Consider the following 22,121-nt stretch of genomic DNA (forward strand, 5'->3'; position numbering starts at 1 on the left):
GGATCTATTTGAAAAACTTTCCTTCTCAAAACGATTACCCAAAAATCAATATAGGGCGACCCTTAAAATGCTATATAACTCAAAAAAATGAGAGGGTGCCTCATTTACTTATGAGACACCCTCTTCTTATATGGATAAAGCTTATATCAGGATTCCTGCGATCGTGGCGGATAAGTAAGAAGCCAGTGTGCCACAAAACAATGCCTTCAAACCCAGGCTCGCCAGATCACCTCTTCTCTCCGGCGCCAACACACCGATACCACCTATCTGCATGCCCACACTACTAAAATTAGCAAACCCGCAGATGGCCACACTTACGATCAGCAATCCTTTAGCAGATACTACCGGGATGGACTTATCGGTCAGATGTTTAAATGCGATAAACTCATTCACCGTCAACTTCTGTCCCAGTAAGGTCGCCACATTATTCACATCTCCGTTCGGTACACCCATCGCCCATGCTACCGGATAAAACAACTTCCCGAATATATAATTCAAACTCAGGTCAAAAGACGGATTAAAGATATGCCCGATCTTCAGCAGCCCCCAGTCGAGAAATGCAATCAACGCAATAAAACCAATGATCATCGCGATCACATTCATTGCAATCTTAAAACCATCACTCGCACCATGGGAGATCGCATCGATTACATTTACATAATGACTCTTCACATCCAGTTTCACAACCCCCATCGTTTGTGACTCTTCCGTTTCCGGAAACACGATCTTCGAAATCACCAGTGCACCCGGTGCCGCCATCAGGCTTGCCGTAATCAGCATGGGAGCCAGATCCATTCCCGCAGCCAACCCCATATTCGAATACACCACAAGGATACCTCCTGCTATACAAGCCAGGCTACCGCTCATTGATGCCAGCAACTCACTCTTCGTCATATATGGTAAATACGGACGGATCATGACCTGCGCCTCGATCTGCCCTACAAATGCACTTGCTACATTGCTCAACGCCTCAGCACCACTCACCCGCATCACCACATTCATCGCTTTGGCAATCACGGCCACAATACGCTGCATAATACCAAAGTGATAAAAAATCGCTACCAGTGCACATACTAATATAATCGCAGCCGTCACATTGAACGCAAACACAAATCCACTCTGCGCATAATCACTGATCGTATCAGGCGTCGGTTTCACTGCAATACCTGCATACACAAAGGCCGCACCTTCCCGGGCAAACTGCTCCAGCTTCCCCATCGCTTTGCCTAATAACTGAAAAAAGTGAAATACCGGTGGTACCTTAAATACCAGCAGGGCAATTATTACCTGTAATCCTATACCACTAAATACAAGACGGAAATTGATCTTCTTTTTGTTGTTGGATAATAAGTAAGCAAGTCCCAGGATGAGGATTATACCAAAAAGGCCCTGAAAACGTCCCATAAGCTAATTTAGATCTAGTAAGGAGCGAAGATAAAAACAAATAGGGAAATACTTAGGAGGAAATTGGTGTGAAAGGCTGCTAAATGCATGCTAAAAAACGGGTATTGAGTGTGAAAGTGACATGAATCCATCCATGCATTACCCCCTATCAAAAATGCATGCTATAAATATAATTTTATATCTAAATTGTCATTTCAATCGATTACATAAATGAAAAACTGGACACTTTTCCTGGCTGCGGCGTACTGGCTCTCCGCCTGTACCAGCCCGGGACCGGCAAAAGATCATGGAGATTCCACCACTATGAGACAAAGGACCGGTCCATCCCCTGTGCTGGATGGCAAGACTGCTATCTCTCACATGCAGATTGAAAAAGGACTCGAAGTGCAACTCGTGGCGTCGGAACCGTTGATCACAACCCCGGTGGCCATGACCTTCGATGACAAAGGCCGTATGTGGGTCGTTGAAATGACCGGATATATGCCGGACACCCTGGGTACCGGCGAAGATACGCCCAACGGTAAAGTGGTGATCCTCACTGACACCAACCACGACGGTGTGGCCGATTCCCGTAAAGTGGTCCTCGACTCGCTGATCCTGCCACGGGCCATCTGCCTTGTGCCCGGTGGTTTTTTGCTGGCTGAACCGCCTAAACTCTGGTTCGTTCCAGTGAAAGATGACGTTGCCGGCAAGCGCGAGCTCATTGATGACAAGTACACGGAAGGCGGCAACGTGGAACACCAGCCAAACGGTCTGCTCCGCGCGATGGACAACTGGATCTACAATGCAAAGTCTGATAAACGTTACCGCCAGATCAACGGGAAATGGGTGAAACAGGATACCCACTTCCGTGGTCAGTGGGGCATTTCCCAGGACAATTTCGGCCGCTTATTTACCAATAATAACTCTGAGAACCTGCTGGGCGATTATTTTCCGCCCGGTCTTGGTGCCCGTAATCCTAACCAGAAAACAATCGCTGGTTACGATGAAAAGATCGTTCCTGACAACCGTGTCTATCCTATTCACCCAACACCCGGGGTGAACAGGGGGTACATGAAAGGAGTGCTGGACGATAGTCTCCGCCTTGTAGAAATGACGGCGGCCTGCAGTCCGCTTATCTACAGGGGAAGCCTGCTTGGCAAAGAATATGACAACAACGCCTTCGTAGCCGAGCCAGCCGGCAACCTGGTCAAACGAAATATACTGCAGGATAGCGGGTATATTGTCAAAGGCCGTCAGGCCTACCAGAAAAAGGAGTTCCTGGCCAGCGATGATGAACGTTTCCGCCCCGTTAGCCTGTACGATGCTCCCGATGGGGCCCTCTATGTGGTGGACATGTACCGGGGGATCATCCAGCATAAAACCTACCTGACACCTTATCTGAAAGACGAGATCAGGAGCCGTGAACTGACCAACCCGCTCAATTGCGGTCGTATTTACCGCATCGTGCCTACCGGTGCCAGGATCCGGCCAATGGCACTGGATAATAACCCAGATAAGCTCTTTGCTTTGCTGGAAAATCCAAACGGCTGGATCAGGGATAAGGCACAGCAAATGATCATCGATCATCGCTATACACAACTCATTCCGCATTTGAAGGAAAGGCTGCACCAGGAGGGTAATACGTATGGCATTATCCATGCACTATGGACCCTGGAAGGACTGGGTGCGTTACAGTATCCGGAGCTGGATTTCCTTCTGCACCAGAAGAATCCTTATTTACAGGCCGCTGCGATAGCAGCGTTACCTTCTGTGAAAACAACCACTGCTACTGCAACGTTGACTGCTTTATCTGATAATGTATTCCTGGCGCCCTACATCGCGTTGGTATTGCCATATCTTCCTAACCCAGCAGCACTGCAAACCAAATTAATGACCCGCTATGCAAATGACCGTTATGTAGGAGATGCGATCATTAATAATAACAGTGGGAAAGAATCCCAACTCCTCGATCAGCTCATTAAAATAAATGGAGATACTACTCTTTCCATGCGCCGTCATCTCGATGCCATCATAAAAGATATAGAGAATCATCGCAAGGCAAAAATGACAGATGCGCTGGTAAAACAGTATCCTAAAGGAGCGAAATTATTCGCCAATGTTTGCCAGACTTGTCATGGAAAAGATGGTGATGGCATCAAATCACTGGCGCCTCCGCTGAACCAGTCACAGTTGGTGACCGGAGATAAGAAACGACTGATTTCCATAGTGTTATATGGACTTACCGGACCAATTGATGTAAATGGAAAACACTACAAAGCACCGGAGATCAGCGCCGATATGCCGGGCATTGGCAGTAATGATGAATATAATGATCAGGACATTGCAGAGGTGTTAAGTTTCATTAGAAACTGCTGGAGTAACCAGGCACCGAAAGTAACGGAGAAAGATATACAGGAAGTGAGAATGAAATACAAAGGCAGACAAAAACCATTTACAATAGAAGAGCTGAATTAGGTGATGGACTTTAAAAGAGAAGGGCTGATTGCTTAGCAATCAGCCCTTCTCTTTTGTAAATATGTAGCATCCTACTTCGCCGTCAATTCCTCATCAGAAAAAACAACGTCCGTATAATCCTTTATCTCATTGTAAACAGTATCCCGTTCTACTGGTCTTCTGCCAGCCTGCCTGATCAGCATGGCCAGTTGTGCCGTGTTCATAGAAGGATTTTGTTCTTCTGCACCTGCCATTGAGTAAATTTTGGTAGTATCATCGATGGTACCATCCAGGTCATTCACCCCAAATGACAGGGTCAGCTGTGCACTCTGTCTGCCCAGCATCGGCCAGTAAGCCTTCAGGTGCGGGAAGTTATCCATATACAACCTGGCGATTGCGTACAGGCGGAGGTCTTCAATTACCGATACCTCACCCACATGTTCCATTTCATTATCCTTATTCCTGAATTTCAGGGGAATAAACGTATTGAAACCACCTGTTTCATCCTGCAACTGACGTAACCGCTCCATATGATCAACTCTGTGCCAGTATTGCTCCAGGTGACCATACAGCATCGTCGCGTTTGTATGCATGCCCAGGTTGTGTGCCGTTCTGTGAATATCCAGCCAGCCATCTGCATCTACTTTATCATGACAGATCTGTGCACGGATATCAGGATGGAAGATTTCCGCACCACCACCCGGCAATGATTGCAAGCCGGCGTCATGGAGTTTCTTCATACCTTCCTGCACACTCAGTTTCGCCTTGCGGAACATATAATCCAGTTCTACTGCGGTAAAACCTTTGATATGCAAATCCGGACGATGAGCCCTGATCTTTTCCAGCAGTTCCACGAAGAAGTCGAGGTTCATTTTTGGATGCACGCCACCAACGATGTGTACTTCCGTAACAGGCTGACCATCATACTTCTTTACAATATCCAGCATTTGCTCAACGCTCAGTTCCCACCCCTCTTCTTTATGCTTATAAAGCTTTGAATATGAACAGAATTTACAAGTGAAGATGCAAACGTTCGTCGGCTCGATATGAAAGTTTCTATTGAAGTAAGTTTTGTCACCATGCATACGCACCCTTACGAAATTGGCCAGTGCGCCTACATAGCCCAGTTCGCCTTTTTCAAACAGTAATATGCCCTCATCAGTGGTCAGACGCTCACGGGCGAGCACTTTTTCTCCAATGGTCTTCAATGCTTTATCCAGCCTGGCATCCTGCAAAAGTGTTTCTACAGCAGGATAATCGTTTTGAGTAATCATCTCTTAATTCACTTTTATGATCTTATAAGTCTTTGCCTTCGTATTCCGGTAAATTAACTTTACAAAATAAACACCATTTGGCTCATTTACCAAATCAAAAGTGAAACGATTGCTGCCATCGATATTGGAACCACGCTGTTTCGCGATCAGTTGTCCCGAAGTATTATAAATTCCAATGAAATCCAGGTTGTCCGGCACTTCCAGGAAGGTCACATAGAGTTGACCGGAAGTAGGTACCGGCCCTACCGTAATTCCCTTTTCTTTCAGGTAAGGCAGGGTAGACCGGGTGATGATATTGACGTTGTCCAGGTAAATATTGTTCTGGTTATTGCCCACATTCCGGAATACCACCCTGAACTGGCCCTTCCTGATGATGGGGGTCAGGTTCACGGAATCCCTGCGCCACTGAGCAGCGGTTGGCACAAACTCGGAAGCAACCGGGGTGGTCGTCGTTACCAGCGACTTCGCTGACTTACTATACAGTGTATCGTAGGTGAGAGAACAGTCGGAAGTAGTCATTACCAGCAACTTATCCCAGGAATTCAGGCTTGAATCGGCGCCATTCACATTGTCGGAAGTTGCCGCAGCCACATCGAAGAAGAGGAAGACAGAATCTGCGCCTGCTGCATCGATGGTCGGGGTGCGGATATCGTCAATTTCGTTGGAGGTAGCGTACACATAGTTGCGCATTTCTATAGCATAATAGCTGCTATCGCCGCGGGTAACGCTGGTACGCTGCCAGGTATATGCACCATCCGGGTTGTAGATTTCCCAGCCGGCAGGGGGGAAGGTGTTACTTTCAAAACCTTCTTTCAGCGGGAAAGTAATGTTATTATAAAAGCTCAAGGCTGTCCAGGCGGTATCGTTGGTAACGTCATTGTCACTGGCTCCATTTGGCAGCGTGGTCCAGGCCTTCAGCAGGTGGTCGCCTACATCAACGGTGCTGGTCGGGAGACTTACCGTATCTGTTTTCAATGCTGCGAGACTACCTGTCCAGGAAGTCGAATATACGGTACCGGCGTCTGTCTGGTAGTTGATGGTCACCTTAGTCAGGGTGGTCAGGCCCATATTTTTCAGGACTACAGAGGGGGTGATACTCGCATCACACTGCTGGTTGAGAGGACTGATCACATTTTCTATTTCGGCATCCAGTGTTTTCAGGTTCAGCGGCGTACAGCCATCGGAACTGAGCAGGGAGCTCCTGTCGTCGGTCAGGGTGGCACGGATCACATCTACCTGTTCTTTGGTAAAGAGTACCAGGCAGGCATCGTCGGAATAGTCCATATAGTTTTCGAACATATACCCCGGGCTGGTATTAGAGCACATATCAACCTGTGGCCATGCAGGACACCCATAGGTTGCTTTTGCCTGTTTAGGAGTATCGTCGATACCGTCATCTGCGGCACAGGCATCTTCATCTCCCCATATGTGGCGGAGATTGAAGTAATGACCTATTTCGTGGGTGGCAGTACGGCCTTTATTGTATGGATAGACAGCGGAACCAGTGGTACCGAAGCCGGTATATTCAATTACGACACCTTGTTGGTTGTCTGCATAGAGATTAGGAAAAGTGGCGATGCCGAGGTAGCCCTTTTCGATATGGGTGACCCAGATATTCAGGTATTTGGAACCATCCCATTGATCGGCCCCACCGGAGCTGGCAAATTTTACAGCTTTGACTGCCGTGCTGGAAGAAAAGGTGGCGACTGTGGTTGTGACACGTTCTATCCCATTTGTAACCTCTCCTGAAGGCGTACGCTGGGCCAGGCAAAACTGGATCTGGGCATTGCCGACCAGGGCTTTCCAGACAGAGGGGAGGATGCTGGTATCGGTATTAAGCGCAGCATAGTCCTTGTTAAGCACATCGATCTGGGATTGAACCTGGGCGTCGGTCACGACAGCGGGGTTGGTGAGTACGATGTGAACGACCACCGGAATGGTAACGGTGTTGTAAGCGGTCGCTTTTGCAACTGCCCTGTTAAGTTGAATGGCTGAGATTTTGGATCTGTTGCGTGCATCCACCTTATCACGTAGTACCTGCAACGTGGGATTTTGCCTGATCTGCTCCTGAACAGCTATTTCGGAGCCACACAGACGCTGGCCCAAGGCAGGGAATGATAGGAAGATGGTTAGGATAAAAAGGGTAAAATTGCGCAATGTTCAAGTTTGAAAGTTAAAATTAGCGGCTGTTATCCAAAAATTCCGGGGAAAGGTACAATCTTTTGTTACACACCTTAAAGTTAATTTCCAATAATCAGGGCGTCATTTTGAATATCTTCCAATCTACTTATAAGTGGAATCTATCAGGTACGGTGTTCTGAAAAGGAGAAAAGTGGTGTCATCACAATTAATTGGCTTTCGACAGTTGGACCGCGATTTTTTTGTATTGTTTAAAACGCGAAGAGTTTATATTTCGTATTTGGGGGAGGGGGCCAATAACTATCATTAAAAGCCGCCGTGGCGCCGTCGCTGGTATTACATTAATAGTATACCTTAAGTACACTAAAAGGGCACTTGTATATCCAGGGGATATTGAGGTGATATATTGGTGTACTTATAGTGCACTTTTGGTGGACTTGTAATAACGGCTTTTTAACGGCGCTTAATCGAAGAAGCGTCGAAGAAGCGTCGAAGAAGCGTCGAAGAAGCGTCGAAGAAGCATCGAAGAAGCATCGAAGAAGCATCGAAGAAGCATCGAAGAAGCATCGAAGAAGCATCGAAGAAGCATTCCATTCTACCTATCCCTACTTACCTGCCCACGCACATACGCACAAAAAAAAGGGCGACTCATACGAGTCGCCCTTTTTAAATTTATTTATAAAGATTACATATTTGCCTGAATCTTCTTTTCCAAAACTGCACGAGGCACAGCACCTACCTGTTTGTCTACAACTTTACCGCCTTTAACAAACAGAATAGCAGGAATGCTTGTAATTCCGTAGTTAATAGACAGCTCTGGGTTCTGGTCAACATTTACTTTACCAACATTTACCTTACCCTCATATTCTTTTGACAGCTCTTCGATCACCGGACCGATAGCGCGACAAGGACCACACCATTCTGCCCAGAAATCAATAACGCTCAATTTGTCTGAGCTCAACACTTCGGTTTCGAAGTTGGAATCAGTGAATTCTAATGCCATGTTATTAGTATTTATAAAATTTTTAAAAACCTGTTAATTACTCTGCAAGAATCAAACCGGCCGCAAATTACTGCTTTTTTGGCATGTTCTGCAAATCGTTATATCGATTATTTACGATGCAAGTTAAATTATTTTTAACCGAATAATTATCGATAGTATCTATACTGGTATCAGTTTCCGGCGAATTGGTTCTTTTGTCCGCATTATTGGTTATTTCTTCCCATATTCAATGTAATGGTGGTTTAAAATCCGCCTCCGGGTTGATTCTAAAGCATGCCCGGTTACACTTCGTTTTACAGCCGGTATGTCATTACCTCTAATAACCCGATTTTAATAAAATAGTTCAGTCCTACCTGGCGGTTTCAATATACACATCCAGATCCGGCTGCCTGGACAGGAAATGCGCCAGTTCATCATTCATTTCAATATGCTTATTGAACGTATGCATCTTCACCTGCAGATCGTTGTCCCGGTCTACTAATTGTAAGAACAGTTCACTCGATCCCGGATATTTGTTGATATTGTCTACCAGGAAATCTACCAGGTCTCTTGTTATAAACTTTGGCATTGTCACCAGGCCTACCTTCTTCGTATGTGTCTTTTTTACTTCCTGCAGCAACTGGATACTATTCACCTTGAACTCATACTCGCTGTCATTGAAACGGCGGGCCTTGAAGCCTCCATTGATGAACAAACACAGCCCTGTCTTTAAATAAGGTGCAAACCTGATAAAGTCTTCACTCCAAAGGGCAAACTCAAACTTGCCGCTGTAATCCTCCACCGTCATAATACCAAACTGCCTGTTGTTCCGGGAGATACGCTCCTGCGCACCCGTTACATATACTGCCAGTCTGAAGTTCTTCTCACGGCCCGGTTTACCACCGCCGGGTGCTGTTATTTCTGCTTGATATTCAACCAGTTCAGATACCTTGTTCATGTTATAGAACCGGCTCTCAAACTTGTAATCGTCCAGCGGGTGACCGGAAATATAGATGCCCGTTACCTCTCTTTCATTATTCAGCTTCAGGATCAATGGCCATGGGTCACAAGCCGGCAGTTTAGGTGGTTCTATCGCGGGCATATCTTCATCGCCGAACAGGCTGCCGATATTGGAAGACCCTGCTGCTACCTGGTTACCGAACTTCACAATCTTATCCAACCCGGTAGTTGTATCATTCTCCGGTTTAAAGAAATACTGTGCCCTGTGCAATGCCGGGAAGCAATCAAATGCACCTGACATGGCGAGGGCTTCCAGCGATTTTTTATTAACCGCACGTTGGTTCACCCGCTTGATCAGGTCAAAGATATCTTTGAACGGACCGTCTTTTTTGCGTTCTTCCAGGATGTTTTCTACGGCTGCTTCACCTACACCTTTCAGACCTGCCAGACCAAAACGGATCTGTCCCATCTTGTTCACTGCAAAACCTTTGAAAGATTCATTTGCATCCGGTGGTAATACGTCAATACCCATGCGCTTGGCTTCTTCCATGAAGAAGGTAATCTTTTCAATGTTGCTTGCGCAGTTCAGTACCGCCGCCATATACTCGGCAGGGTAGTGAGCTTTCAGGTAAGCGGTCTGATACGCTACGAATGCATAACAGGTAGAGTGCGATTTGTTGAACGCGTAGGATGCGAATGCCTCCCAGTCTGTCCAGATCTTCTCACATATTTTTAAGTCATGGCCGTTCTTCTGACAACCGTCCATGAACTGTTTCTTCATTTTGTCCAGTACGGCCTTCTGCTTCTTACCCATCGCCTTACGGAGTACGTCCGCATCACCTTTGGAAAAGTTTGCCAGTTTCTGGCTTAGCAGCATTACCTGCTCCTGGTATACCGAGATCCCATAGGTATCACGCATGTATTCTTCCATTTCCGGCAGGTCATACACGGTTTCTTCCAACCCATGTTTACGGCGGATAAACAGTGGAATATACTCCAGTGGACCCGGGCGGTACAGGGCGTTCATGGCGATCAGGTCATCGAACCTATCGGGCTTCAGCTCGCGGAGGTACTTCTGCATACCGGGAGACTCGAACTGGAATGTCGCGTTTGTTTCACCTTTCTGGTACAGCTCGTAGGTACGGGCGTCATCCAGCGGAATATCGTCAATAGAGATGTCGATGCCGTGGTTCTGCTTGATCAGTTCCAGTGCGCCCTTGATGATGGTGAGGGTCTTCAGACCCAAAAAGTCCATTTTGATGACACCGGCGCTTTCAATGATACTACCTTCGAACTGGGTCACCAGCAGGTCGGAGTCCTTGGCAGTCGATACCGGGATCAGGTCATAAAGATCCTTGGGGGCAATGATGATACCTGCCGCATGGATACCTGTATTTCGTACAGATCCTTCCAGTACGCAGGCTTCGCGGAGCACTTCGGCCTGCAGGTCGTCTCCTTTGATGATCTCACGGAGCTTTCTTACGTTGTCAAGGTCTTCAGGTCCCAGCCCTTCTTTCTCTGCGAGGCTCTTTTCCCCTTCATCAATGGGGGCATTGAAGATACGGTCCAGCTGGATACCCGGTTTGTCAGGTACCATTTTGGCCAGCATATTGGATTCTACCAATGGCAGGTCCATAACGCGGGCCACGTCTTTGATACTCATTTTAGCAGCCATGGTACCGTAGGTAATGATCTGCGCTACCTGGTTCTTGCCATATTTGTCTACTACGTAGTCAATCACCTTCTGACGGCCTTCATCATCGAAGTCCGTATCAATATCCGGCATGCTTTTACGTTCCGGATTCAGGAAACGCTCAAACAGGAGATTGTACTTGATCGGGTCTATATTGGTAATACCGATGGAATAGGCCACCGCCGATCCTGCAGCCGATCCACGGCCCGGACCGATAAATACGCCCAGATCGCGGCCTGCCTTGATAAAGTCAGATACGATGAGGAAGTAACCGGCAAATCCCATGTTCTCGATCACCTGTAGTTCGAAGTTCAGGCGTTCTTCGACTTCTGCGGTAATTTCCGCATACTTGGCTCGTGCCCCTTCGAAGGTGAGGTGACGCAGGTATTGGTCCTGCGTAAAGAAACCGGGAGGAATCGGGAAGTTAGGCAGCAGAATGTCTTTTTTCAGGTCCAGCAGCTCCACCTTGTCCACAATCTCATTGGTGTTGTCAATGGCCTGTGGCAGGTCATGGAAGAGCGTTGACATCTCGTCCGTGGTCTTGAAATAGAACTCGTCGTTATAGAATGCGAAGCGGGTATTTTTCTTCCCGCCTTCGTCTTCGTTAAATTCTTTATTGGTAGGGGTAGACTTTTTCTCACCGGTGTTGATACAGAGCAGGATGTCGTGTGCGTTCGCATCTTCCTTGTCCACGTAATGGGAGTCGTTGGAAGCGATCACTTTTACATTGTATTTCTCTGCAAATTTCAGGAGGACGACATTTACTTTATCCTGTTCAGGGATACCATGGCGCTGCATTTCTACATAGAAATCCTCGCCAAATATGTCCAGCCACCATTTAAACTCCTTTTCACCGGCATCTTCGCCATGTTTCAGGATGGTGCGGGGCACCGACGCACCCAGGCAGCAGGTGGTGGCAATCAGTCCTTTATGATATTGGAGAATGAGTTCTTTGTCAATACGGGGATATTTACCGTACAGTCCCTCAATATACCCAAGCGAGCAGAGCTTGATAAGGTTGCGATAACCTTCCTCATTCTTGGCCAGCAAGACCTGGTGGTTACGGATGTCTTTTTCATCACGTGTAAAGGCGCGTTTGAACCTGTTTTCTACCACGTAGAATTCACAGCCTACGATTGGCTTCACTTTCAGGCGCTTATCTTTTGGATCTTCCGGGTTGAGTCGATGGTTGTATGCTTCTGCCACAAACTGGAATACGCCAAACATATTACCGTGGTCTGTAATAGCAAGGGCTGGCTGGTTGCTGGCCATCGCTTTTTTATACAGTGACTTGATATCTGCGGCTCCATCCAGCAGGGAGTACTGAGTATGAACGTGTAAGTGGGAGAAAATCATGGCACAAAATTCCGTTTCTTCAGGCACAAAGTTAGCTAAAAATTATCCACAGCAAGGCAGGGTGAATCCGGAGTGAGCCGTTGAGAATGCTAAACCGGCCGCAGTAGAGGGATCTGAATCATGATTGCTTCAGGCAAGGATTTTCGGATAAGAAGTACCACTGTGCCGGCTCAATACTTACTTTTTGAGGGCACTAACCGCTTAAAAGAGAGCACTTTCAAATAGAACACTTTAAAAACAATTATTATTAGTAATTTAGCTCAAATTATAATCAATAGCACATATGTCAGGAAGAAATGGACTTATTTGGGCGATCGGTATTTTTCTGTTAACAGCCAGTTCCTGTTCTGTTATTAAAAATACTTCTACGGCCAAAAAATCCAGCACTACTTCTTCCAGCCGTTCCCCTGAATTTCTTGATGGTTTTACTACTTCCAGTAATGCGAAGGCTACCAGTGTGAGCTATGCAAAAGTGAGTTTCTCACAGGCCGCCAGTACTTATGTCGAAAATGCTCCTTTGTGGCAGTTTAAATACGCGCAACTGCTGGATGTTCCGGTAGAAACTGTGCTGAATGCCAATTTATTTTACTTTATTGAAGATTGGTGGGGCACTCCTTACCAGTTAGGTGGCCGTTCCAAAAGCGGCATTGATTGCAGTAATTTTGCCAATCAGTTGTTAACCACAGTATTTAGGATCAATGCGTCTGGTACTTCTTCGGGATTGTACGATAAATCGAAGAAGGTCAGCAACGAGCAGATGAAGGCGGGAGACCTGGTATTTTTTAAGATTAACCAGGCACAGGTATCGCATGTGGGAGTATACCTGGATAATTCTAAATTCGTACATGCTTCTACCAGCTCAGGGGTGATGATCAGTGATCTGAATGAAACGTACTGGAAGAAATATTTTGTAGGGGCAGGGAGAATTAATTAATACCTGAGTACCTTCACTTCGCGAAAATTTATCAAAAGGGGAATACATACGTTTTAACCGTCTATCTTATCCGGTATTCTAATTGCTTATTTCTACCTACAATTGTTAAACTTAAATTCTTTACTGCTTCATGGTATCAATTGTTATCTGTTCCATCGATCCTCAGCGTATGCGTACGGTTACGGCGAATATCCAGGCGACTATCGGGGTTGAACATGAAGTTATTATCATCGACAACGCCAAAGAGTTGGGAGGGATGGGGGCTGGTTATAATACCGGGGCATCCCGTGCAAAATATGATATCATCTGTTTTATGCATGATGATGTAGAGTTCCTCACCCAGGGTTGGGGGCAGTGTGTGCTCACGCATTTCAAGGCTGACGCCAGGCTTGGCCTGATCGGCATTGCGGGGAGTCGTTATAAAAGTAAAACGGTTTCCGGCTGGTGGACGAATCAGCCGAAAGCAGATTGCTGCAACATTTACCAACGACTGCCTACCGGTAAGAACAGGAAATTCCTGTTACGTCCCGCGGGCAGGAATGATGTGAGTGTACCGGTGAAGGTGCTGGATGGGGTTTGGTTATGTACGCGCAAAAAGATCTGGGAAGAGCTCCCTTTTAATACAGCAGAACTGAAGGGTTTTCATTTTTATGACCTGGATATCAGTCTGCGGATCTCTGAGAAATATACAGTGGCAGTCGTATATGATGTAGACCTGTTACATTTCTCCAATGGAAATTTTGGAGATGAGTGGGTGAAGGGAGCGATTGACTTTCATGAGCGGGTGAATAAGGTGCCATTGCCTGCAAGCCTGGATACACCGGCTCCCGATGCAGAGGCGCATGTCTGCAGGTCCTGGTTACAGCGGTTACAGATTGAAAATATTACCTGGGAGAATAGGAAGTGGTGGGTGAAAGCCGCGAAGGCGATGGATTACCCGGGGTTGTGGCCGGCGGTGGCAGGGTTTTATTTCCCTTATGTAGAGAAGGCCAGGATGAAATTGAAAGCAATGATCTCGTAAATAAAAAGGTGTGGTTTTAATAACCACACCTTTTTTATTCAATTAAGCGATCTCATTTTATTTTTATCTGATCAGCGTCACGGTCCCTTTTTCCAGCTTCGGATGCACTACGTCGTCGAAGAACGCATACTCGATCACATATACGTACGTTCCGACCGGTGCTAATGCATCTTGTACTTTTCCATCCCATCCGCCAGCATAGTCTTTTGTCTGATAAATAAGATTACCCACTCTGTTGTATATCCGCATGTTGAAATAAGCAATCCCTAATCCCTTCACTCTAAATACATCATTCTGCCCATCTCCGTTTGGTGTAAATGCTGTTGGAATGAATAACCGTTTATAATGCGTTACCGTCACTGTTACCGTATCTGTCGGAATACAGTTCAGTCCTGTTACCGTACTTACTATATAAGTGGTAGTAGAGTCAGGCGTGGCTACTGGTGAAGCACAGTCTGTACAGCTCAGGCTTTCATCTGGTGTCCAGGTATAATCCACGCTATTGGTGGCTTTCAGTGTCACGGATTGCCCGATATTGATGGTGGTGTCCCTGTTCCAGATATGAACGGCATCTATATTGTTATTCTCAATGGTCACCGCGGTATCCAGTCTGCAATTATGTGCATCCCTGATCATAATGGAATAGGTACCTGAGCTGAGGTTCGAGAGACTGGTTTGAGTCATCAGGTCACTACCCCAGTAGAATTTATAAGGGGAAGTACCGCCGGAAGGATGAACTTCCAGTGTACCGTTACCTCTTTCGCAGAGTTCATTGGTAAGGGCCACGCCGGTTTTCAGGGGAGCTGGTGCCGGTAGTTCGATGCTTACGCTATCGATACATACAGCATTGCGAATATAGATATGATAGTTCCCCTGTTGCAGGCCGGTGATTACAGGCCTGGTCTGGAAAGTTTTGAAAGTATCGATGGTGTATTCAAACGGTGGTACACCTTTGTTGACCTGGATAGTGATAGAACCGTCGGTCGCATCGTAACAGGTCGGTTTGGTACCACTGGCTGTAGCACGGATTATATTAGCGGTATATTCTACCACTGTGAATGCCTGTGCCAGCTCACAGCCCAATGCATCTACCACCTTTATCGTATAAGTTCCCGGATCCAGTTTAGGATACAGGGAATCCGTTCCATGATTGACCCCATTGAAGTAATAGGTGTAAGGATATTTACCTCCTGTAGGCATTACTTCTATTTGTCCCATTTCCACGCCACAGTCAATATTGGTGACCACTGTATTTGACAGGGTCAGTGGTTTGGTGATCGTAACATGGATGGTATCGCTGGCTTCACAAACGCCATTGCTGACAGTTACGCTATAATCGCCCGAAGTAGTAGCTACAATTGTTCGGGTTGTTTCGCCGGTATTCCAGATATAAGTACTGCCTGCACCGGCATCCAGTGTCACCGCTGCTGTACCACAACTTCCCGTATCCTTACCGAGGTTGGGTTTTGGCTGCGGTAAAAGTTGCCCTACGGTAAATGACTGGGTAAGCGTACATCCTATTGCATCTACTATCCGGATGGCATAGGTGCCTGAATCCATGCTGGTATATAATGAATCTCTTCCGTGGCTGATACCATTCAGGTAATAAGTATATGGATATGTACCTCCTGTTGGTCTTACGTCTATCCTGCCCGGGGTGCCTGCACAGTCAACATCAGTCACCACTGTATTAGAAAGGTTCAGTGGTTGGTTGATCGTGACATGTATAGTATCTTTCCCTTCACAGAAACCGTTGTTGACGGTCACGATATAGTCGCCGGTACCTGATGCTACGATAGTGCGGGTGGTTGCTCCGGTGTTCCACAGATAGGTAATGCCGTTACCTGCATCGAGGGTTACAGTACCGGCACCACATGTCGCAGTATCCTTACCCAGGTTGGGTTTCAGGGTTGTAAGCAGATCAACTGTAAATGTACGGGATATCTCACATCCTATTGCATCTACTACCCGAACAGTATAAGTTCCTTTACTCAGGTTCGTATACAACGAATCTTTACCCTGGTTGGTGCCATTTAAGTAATAGGTAAACGGATACATACCACCTGTGGGCCTTACATCAAGCTGTCCCAGTGTACCTGCACAGTCAATATTGGTCACTACAGTATTTGAGAGGTCCAGTGGCTGGTTGATGGCGACATGTATGGTATCCTTGCCTTCGCAGTAACCATTGCTGACAGTTACACTATAATCACCGGTAGTGGAGACAGCGATGGTACGTGTTTTGGCGCCTGTATTCCAGAGATAGGTCCGGCCTGCACCTGCGTCGAGTGTAATGGTAGCAGCCCCACAGGTGGCGGTATCCTTGCCTAAGTTAGGTTTGGGCGGTGCCAGTACAACCACTTCTTTACAAAAAGAAGATTGTGTGGACAGGCTTTCGTTGGTAAGCAGGTGGATGTTATATATCCCGGCAGAATCGTATTTGATAGGAGACGGCGGTGTGGCAGACGTTGAAGAGGGCGTACTGGAATTCGTACAGCTGTTAAACTGCAAACGGAAAATCTTATGCGCATCTGCATCCGCGATCATGGAATATAAGTTGTCGCCATCTCTGAACATGGTAGAGATAGAGTGGGGAAAGGTGAGCCCGGTGATGTTAAGCTTAGAGCCGGTGATGGCACCGTTCACACCGCTTGGAAAATCGACCCTTACTACATCGTGGGAGACATTGTTCACAACAAGGCCATAGAAGTTACCGCAATCATTGATAATGGCAATATCTCTTGGTTGTGTTAGTACACCACCAGCGTTACCCAGGTCCGTGCTTACCGGCGTATTGCCAATAGAGGAACCGAAATCCATGCGTACCAGTGTGCCTGCATAGGTATTGGTGACGAAGATGTAGTTCTGGTTATTATATTTTGCAGCATAGATACCAGTAGGCCAGTTGAGCGTACCGGTTACGTTGCCTAAGTTCTGTGCAGTAGGCGGGTTGGTGAAGTTGCTCCCAAAGTAGAAGCGGGTAACGGTATTGCCGTTGGCATTTACAGTCAGCCCCCAATAATCATTACCCTCCTGAATAATGGAGAGTTCAGTGGGGTAATCCAGGGTATTGTTAATATTCCCCCAGTTGGTAGAAGTCAGACTTGCTCTCGGTGTACCCAGACTGGCACCGAAGTCAATTTTCATAATACGTGCCTTGGCGGGAGTATAACCGCCCACCACGATCAGGTGCCAGCCATTTACGTCTTTTACCACCTGGAGTCCTTCTGTATATTCAGGAACATCGCCTCCGAAGGTGCCGAGGTTTTCGGCAGTAGGGGTGTTTAACAGGCTGCTACCATAGGTAAGCCGGACAATGCTGTTATATCCGAAATTGGAGACAAAGCCGTACCAGATGCCATTGTCCTGCTGAATGGTAATGAATGTAGGGACATACAATAAATTGCCGGGGTTACCGAGATCTGTCAGGGTAGGGGTACCATACAGGTCGTATCCGCAAAAGTTCCAGTAATAGGTACTGGCACCTACAGATGTGTTAGTGATATTGACCGGGTCATTAATACATACAGTATCTGGTACAGTAAAACTTGCTTGTCCCTTAACATTCAGCCATATTAACAAACAAAAGCTGAATAAAAATAATTGCTTCATAAATAGGTATAGATTGCGTACTTAGTACCTCTCAGGTACTCAATTGTCCCATATTTTGGTCTCGAACAGAGTTAACTCCGACTATAAAGGTAGAATATTTTTCAGATTGTATGGGTTAAATTGTCCAGTCAGGTGATTGCTTTTACAAGACAATAACTAAAAAATTATAAGTAATCCTATCTACCTATTAGCTGAAATGCGCGTTTCCTGATGGTTCCCCATACCTGCGTTACATCCTCAGAAACCTTCAACTGTAGCAACAACACTGCATATACTGCCGTAAATGCCGCCGACCGGGCTACGAGCCCCCAGAACGGATTGTTGAAGTGTATAGTATATGCCACCAGCGGGTACACAGCCACCGGCAGCACCAGGGCCACAATTGTTTTCTTTGTAAACGGTTGTAAATTATACACCCTGTAGAGGAAGATATACCGTATTATATTAAAGATTGTTCTGGAGATCAACATTGCCAGTGCGGCGCCTACCATACCGTGGCTTTTGATAAGTACATAGGTGAGCGGCAGGGTTAACGTCAGCAAAATAATGTTTGAATACAATTCAAACTTCCATCTTCTTGAAGTAATTATAATGGCACTGTTCATTCCTGTTCCCAATTCTATTACCTGGTATAATCCAAGGAAGAACATGACCGGTTTACCGAGGTGGTAGATAGGGTCCGGTTTTACCCAGGCCAGCAGGTCATCCCAGTTCAGCATGATCATGGCGAAGATAAAACTGGATGCAATGAGCAGATTCAGGGATGTCTTCTTATAGATCCGGTCCAGTTTCAGGATATCTTTATCTTTCCAGGCCTGCGAAATAGGGCCTGCGGCCATACTCAGCGCCGCCCTGTAAGGCACAATGATAAAATTGGACATGTATTGGGTATTAATAAATACCGAAGTATATGCCAGGCCCATGAAACTGGAAATGATTATACCATCCATGGTGGTACTGAGTAATGTAATCACGTTACTTCCCAATATAAACAGGCTATAGGGTACCATCTTCTTCCAGAGGCGCCTGGTAAGTTTGCTGATCTTAAACGACAGTTTTAATTGCCCGGCATACAGCAGGTAAATAACCAGTGCTACAAAGATTACGCAGTACTGAAGGCTGAAGAGATCGGCGTAAAAAGGAAATGAGATCAGGCCCCATATGAATAACAGGTTCAGGATGGTATTGATGCCCCTGAAAAGCAGTTCTTTCAGAAAGTTAGCCACATGTCCTTTTTGGATGGTCCAGGTCTGTGCTTCCAGCACCTGAAATAGTGTAAGGAATAATGTGAGTGGAAATACCAGGTAAAAATATTCAACCAGTAGCGGGGATTTTGCAACGAACTTCTTGATAATAAGCGGTTTCATAAACGTAGAGAAACTCAGCAAAATAATCAGGAAGCCAATAGTAGAAAAGATAAAGGAGAGGGTCACCAGCTCGCTTTTATTTTCTTTATGATAGTTCTTGTAATACGGGAAAAATTTTACGACGATCGTATTGGTACCCAGTAAGGCAAAACTGCTGAAAAGCAATGTAATATCAAGCAGTACGCGGGTTAATCCTGTTTGATCTGGTTGGAAATATTTAGCGTAAAGGTAAGTATTCAGCGCTCCTAATAAGAATCCGGCATAAATGAAAATTGTCGTGATGATACCTTTTTTCCTGATGGTACTCATATATATTAAAAGCTAGCTGTGTTTTTTAAATGTGATCCAAAATCCTTACCAACTAAAATTAAAGGTATTCATAATTTCGGATTATTATATCTTGCGGTCTGTCTTCAAATATAATGCCTTAACTGTAAAGGCTATTCAGTCATAAGATGAAATTGAACATGAAGAACCCGGAAAAGATTAAAGTGTCGGTATGCATTCCTGCCTATAAACAGGTGGATTACCTGCGTCGCCTGTTAGACTCACTGGTTATACAGACCATGAAAGAACTGGAGGTGGTGATCACGGATGATAGTCCGGATAATGCTGTGGAGCAGCTGGTGAACGAGTTTAAGCAGGAATTGCCGATCCGCTATTATAGAAATATACCTGCCAGGGGGATGCCGGGCAACTGGAATACCTGCCTGGATCTGGCAAAGGGAGAATATATCAAGATCATGCACGATGATGACTGGTTTATGCACCCTCACTCACTGGCTACGCTCTGCAAGGCGCTGGATGACAATCCTGCGCACGACTTTGCTTATTCCGCCTTTTACAACTATTACCTTTTTACGGGTGAAAAAAAGGAAATGACATCTCCGGGATGGTTTAGAAAAGCTTTTGCTAAAGCACCTGTGAATGTGTTGTTCGATAATCTTGTGGGTCCACCCAGTGTGGTGATCCATCGTAATAAACCGGCTTATCGTTATGATGAAAAGGTACGCTGGACAGTGGATGTGGACTTTTACATTCGCTTGCTGAACGCGCATCCGGGTTTTACATATATTCCCGAACCGCTGTGTTACGTTGGAATGGGGAAGGAGCAGATCACGGAAGAAGTGCATGGAGTGCGGGAAGTGTACATCCCTGAATATTTTTATGTATTGCAGAAAATGGGAGATGGGCCTTTCAGCAGTATCCTGGTGTATGACTTTTTCTGGCGCCTGCTGCGTAATATGAAAATTAAGGGTATCGCGGATATCCGTAGTGCGGGCTATGATGGACCGTTACCTTTGGTAACAAATTACGTATTGGATTGGCAGCGTAGATTTCCGAATGGATGGTTGAAGTTCGGGCCGTTATCAAAACTCACAATGGCGATTTCATTTTTCTTTGCCCCTAAACCTAAAGCGTAGTTCATGCTGTTGTCTGTCATTATTGTCAATTATAATAGCCATGGGCTGATCAATGATTGTATAGATACGATCGTGCGTGAGACGAAAGCAACCAGTTACGAAGTGATCGTGGTAGACAATCAGTCAGCTGCCGGAAGTCTGGCGCAGATCGTGGCCCGGCATCCGTTTGTTATACCTATAGAAATGGGATATAACGGAGGATTTTCCCGTGCGAATAATGCAGGGTTGCGCGCAGCAAAAGGGGACTACCTGCTGTTGCTGAATCCTGATACGCTGATCCTGCATGGTGCGTTGGATAAATGCGTATCTCGCTTTAGTACCAGTGAATTCGCAGCTTGTGGGGTACAGCAGTTAAATGCAGATCATACCACCCAGATTTCGGGGAACTATTTCATGAAAGGAGGGTTGAATCATTTGTTGCCTTTACCTTATTGGGGAAAGGTATTGAGATGGGTGGCTTTCAAAATGAAGACGAAGGTACCGAATGTACAGCAGGCGAGTAGTGTGCATGAAGTAGATTGGATCAGCGGGGCTTTCCTGATGATCAGGAGGAGTACGCTGGAAAAGGCGGGCTATATGGATGAGGATTTCTTCCTGTATGCAGAAGAAGTGGAATGGTGCAGTCGTATAAAGCGTATTGGTAAGCTCGCTATCTTTGGCGATATCAATATCGTTCATTTACAGGGCGAAACCACGGGCGAGGCATTTGATTCGGAGGAGAAGGGATACCAGGGGTTGTTTGACAGGAAAGCGCTGCAGGTAATGTTGTCCAATCACGTGCGGGTGCGGAAGCAATTTGGTGTATTATGGTTTTTGTTTTTATTGTTGAATTACACTTTTGCAGTGCCTGTCTTCTTTTTTGGCAGCATCATAGAGAATTTATTGAAAGGTCGTTACCCTTTTAGATATATGCCGCAGGTATGGGGATTGACGAAGAATGTATGTGCATTGTGGAAGTATAGTCCGATCATTATCCGGAATAAACCGCATTTTTATAAAGTATTATGAGAACAGTCATTTTTATACTGGCGTTGATGGGGGCTGTTTCCTGTGCATCTGCGCAGACAGCTGTGAAGGTGGTGCATGCTTATTATAACGATGTTTATGAAAAGTACAATGGAGATGTGGTCCGTATACTGCATCTTGTAAAAGATTCCGTGAGTGAGTCTGCGCTCAATCATAAGTATTTTTCTTTTAGAAAGACAGCTGATGGGCGAAAGCTTGTAGCCGCCTACCAGCTCTATGACGATTCGAGGATTATATCAGTTACCATCACAGGGCAGGTGCAGGATGTGGTGAAATTATACAGGGCGCTTTATAACAGGAATTTTAAGAAGAAGCGGCCACTGAAGGGATATGTAATAAAGAATGATGAATGGGTAAGGATTTTAGCTGATAATGAGACAAAAGAAGGGAAGATCATTGTGCAGGCAATCATTTATTAGTCTACAGTAGAAATTTGATAGAGAGATGTTTAAATAATAAGAGCCTGTATCGTTCGATACAGGCTCTTATCGTT

The 22,121-nt window shown here is 45.9% G+C and carries 13 protein-coding genes; 6 read left to right on the forward strand and 7 right to left on the reverse strand.

Annotation, left to right across the window (positions count from 1 at the left end):
• Positions 1-141 precede the first annotated feature (141 nt).
• Entirely contained in the window at positions 142-1,404 is a 1,263-nt protein-coding gene (locus ABDW33_RS14760) for a nucleoside transporter C-terminal domain-containing protein (RefSeq protein ID WP_343690837.1), read from the reverse strand.
• A 210-nt stretch (positions 1,405-1,614) separates the two neighbouring features.
• Between ABDW33_RS14760 and ABDW33_RS14765 the strand changes: the two genes are divergently transcribed.
• Positions 1,615-3,861 (forward strand): c-type cytochrome, encoded by a 2,247-nt coding sequence (locus ABDW33_RS14765; RefSeq protein WP_343690838.1) that lies wholly within the window; start codon positions 1,615-1,617, stop codon positions 3,859-3,861.
• A gap of 71 nt (positions 3,862-3,932) precedes the next feature.
• Here ABDW33_RS14765 and mqnE read toward each other — a convergent pair whose 3' ends face one another.
• The 4 genes from mqnE to dnaE all read right to left on the reverse strand — a co-directional run bounded on the left by mqnE (position 3,933) and on the right by dnaE (position 12,244).
• A complete protein-coding gene (gene mqnE, locus ABDW33_RS14770; protein WP_343690839.1) occupies positions 3,933-5,114 on the reverse strand; it encodes an aminofutalosine synthase MqnE in 1,182 nt (393 codons plus the stop codon).
• Positions 5,115-5,117: 3 nt separating this feature from the next.
• Positions 5,118-7,271, reverse strand: coding sequence for a M43 family zinc metalloprotease (locus ABDW33_RS14775; protein WP_343690840.1), 2,154 nt, complete (start codon positions 7,269-7,271; stop codon positions 5,118-5,120).
• A 667-nt stretch (positions 7,272-7,938) separates the two neighbouring features.
• Complete coding sequence (gene trxA, locus ABDW33_RS14780; protein ID WP_343690841.1) at positions 7,939-8,256, reverse strand: thioredoxin; 318 nt, start codon at positions 8,254-8,256, stop codon at positions 7,939-7,941.
• A 349-nt stretch (positions 8,257-8,605) separates the two neighbouring features.
• A complete protein-coding gene (gene dnaE, locus ABDW33_RS14785; protein ID WP_343690842.1) occupies positions 8,606-12,244 on the reverse strand; it encodes a DNA polymerase III subunit alpha in 3,639 nt (1,212 codons plus the stop codon).
• A 283-nt stretch (positions 12,245-12,527) separates the two neighbouring features.
• Between dnaE and ABDW33_RS14790 the strand changes: the two genes are divergently transcribed.
• Both ABDW33_RS14790 and ABDW33_RS14795 read left to right on the forward strand, forming a co-directional pair.
• Positions 12,528-13,178, forward strand: a complete 651-nt coding sequence (locus tag ABDW33_RS14790; RefSeq protein WP_343690843.1) for an NlpC/P60 family protein — start codon at positions 12,528-12,530, stop codon at positions 13,176-13,178.
• Between the two features lie 130 nt (positions 13,179-13,308).
• The gene (locus ABDW33_RS14795; RefSeq protein WP_343690844.1) at positions 13,309-14,199 is read left to right on the forward strand and encodes a glycosyltransferase; all 891 of its coding nucleotides are present in this window, start codon (positions 13,309-13,311) and stop codon (positions 14,197-14,199) included.
• 63 nt (positions 14,200-14,262) lie between these two features.
• On the opposite strand, the gene ABDW33_RS14800 is transcribed toward ABDW33_RS14795, so the two are convergent.
• Together ABDW33_RS14800 and ABDW33_RS14805 are read right to left on the reverse strand one after the other, a co-directional pair.
• A complete protein-coding gene (locus tag ABDW33_RS14800) occupies positions 14,263-17,811 on the reverse strand; it encodes a gliding motility-associated C-terminal domain-containing protein (protein ID WP_343690845.1) in 3,549 nt (1,182 codons plus the stop codon).
• A gap of 176 nt (positions 17,812-17,987) precedes the next feature.
• On the reverse strand, positions 17,988-19,487 hold the full coding sequence (locus tag ABDW33_RS14805; RefSeq protein ID WP_343690846.1) for a polysaccharide biosynthesis C-terminal domain-containing protein: 1,500 nt from the start codon (positions 19,485-19,487) through the stop codon (positions 17,988-17,990).
• A 146-nt stretch (positions 19,488-19,633) separates the two neighbouring features.
• Between ABDW33_RS14805 and ABDW33_RS14810 the strand changes: the two genes are divergently transcribed.
• From ABDW33_RS14810 to ABDW33_RS14820, 3 genes are read left to right on the forward strand one after another with little or no spacing between them, the layout of a single operon-like run.
• Entirely contained in the window at positions 19,634-20,602 is a 969-nt protein-coding gene (locus ABDW33_RS14810) for a glycosyltransferase family 2 protein (protein WP_343690847.1), read from the forward strand.
• Between the two features lie 3 nt (positions 20,603-20,605).
• A complete protein-coding gene (locus ABDW33_RS14815; RefSeq protein WP_343690848.1) occupies positions 20,606-21,610 on the forward strand; it encodes a glycosyltransferase family 2 protein in 1,005 nt (334 codons plus the stop codon).
• Positions 21,607-22,047: a hypothetical protein gene (locus ABDW33_RS14820; RefSeq protein WP_343690849.1), complete on the forward strand. Its 441-nt coding sequence runs from the start codon at positions 21,607-21,609 to the stop codon at positions 22,045-22,047. Before ABDW33_RS14815 ends, ABDW33_RS14820 begins: the two co-directional genes overlap by 4 nt.
• The last annotated feature ends 74 nt before the right edge of the window (positions 22,048-22,121 follow it).

It is taken from the genome of Chitinophaga sp., assembly GCF_039596155.1.
Classification (GTDB): domain Bacteria; phylum Bacteroidota; class Bacteroidia; order Chitinophagales; family Chitinophagaceae; genus Chitinophaga.

Coding starts and splice junctions, on each gene's coding strand:
- ABDW33_RS14760 (WP_343690837.1), bottom strand. CDS start 1,404: ATGGGACGTTTTCAGGGCCTTTTTGGTATAATCCTCATCCTGGGACTT.
- ABDW33_RS14765 (WP_343690838.1), top strand. CDS start 1,615: ATGAAAAACTGGACACTTTTCCTGGCTGCGGCGTACTGGCTCTCCGCC.
- mqnE (WP_343690839.1), bottom strand. CDS start 5,114: ATGATTACTCAAAACGATTATCCTGCTGTAGAAACACTTTTGCAGGAT.
- trxA (WP_343690841.1), bottom strand. CDS start 8,256: ATGGCATTAGAATTCACTGATTCCAACTTCGAAACCGAAGTGTTGAGC.
- dnaE (WP_343690842.1), bottom strand. CDS start 12,244: ATGATTTTCTCCCACTTACACGTTCATACTCAGTACTCCCTGCTGGAT.
- ABDW33_RS14790 (WP_343690843.1), top strand. CDS start 12,528: ATGTCAGGAAGAAATGGACTTATTTGGGCGATCGGTATTTTTCTGTTA.
- ABDW33_RS14795 (WP_343690844.1), top strand. CDS start 13,309: ATGGTATCAATTGTTATCTGTTCCATCGATCCTCAGCGTATGCGTACG.
- ABDW33_RS14800 (WP_343690845.1), bottom strand. CDS start 17,811: ATGAAGCAATTATTTTTATTCAGCTTTTGTTTGTTAATATGGCTGAAT.
- ABDW33_RS14805 (WP_343690846.1), bottom strand. CDS start 19,487: ATGAGTACCATCAGGAAAAAAGGTATCATCACGACAATTTTCATTTAT.
- ABDW33_RS14810 (WP_343690847.1), top strand. CDS start 19,634: ATGAAATTGAACATGAAGAACCCGGAAAAGATTAAAGTGTCGGTATGC.
- ABDW33_RS14815 (WP_343690848.1), top strand. CDS start 20,606: ATGCTGTTGTCTGTCATTATTGTCAATTATAATAGCCATGGGCTGATC.
- ABDW33_RS14820 (WP_343690849.1), top strand. CDS start 21,607: ATGAGAACAGTCATTTTTATACTGGCGTTGATGGGGGCTGTTTCCTGT.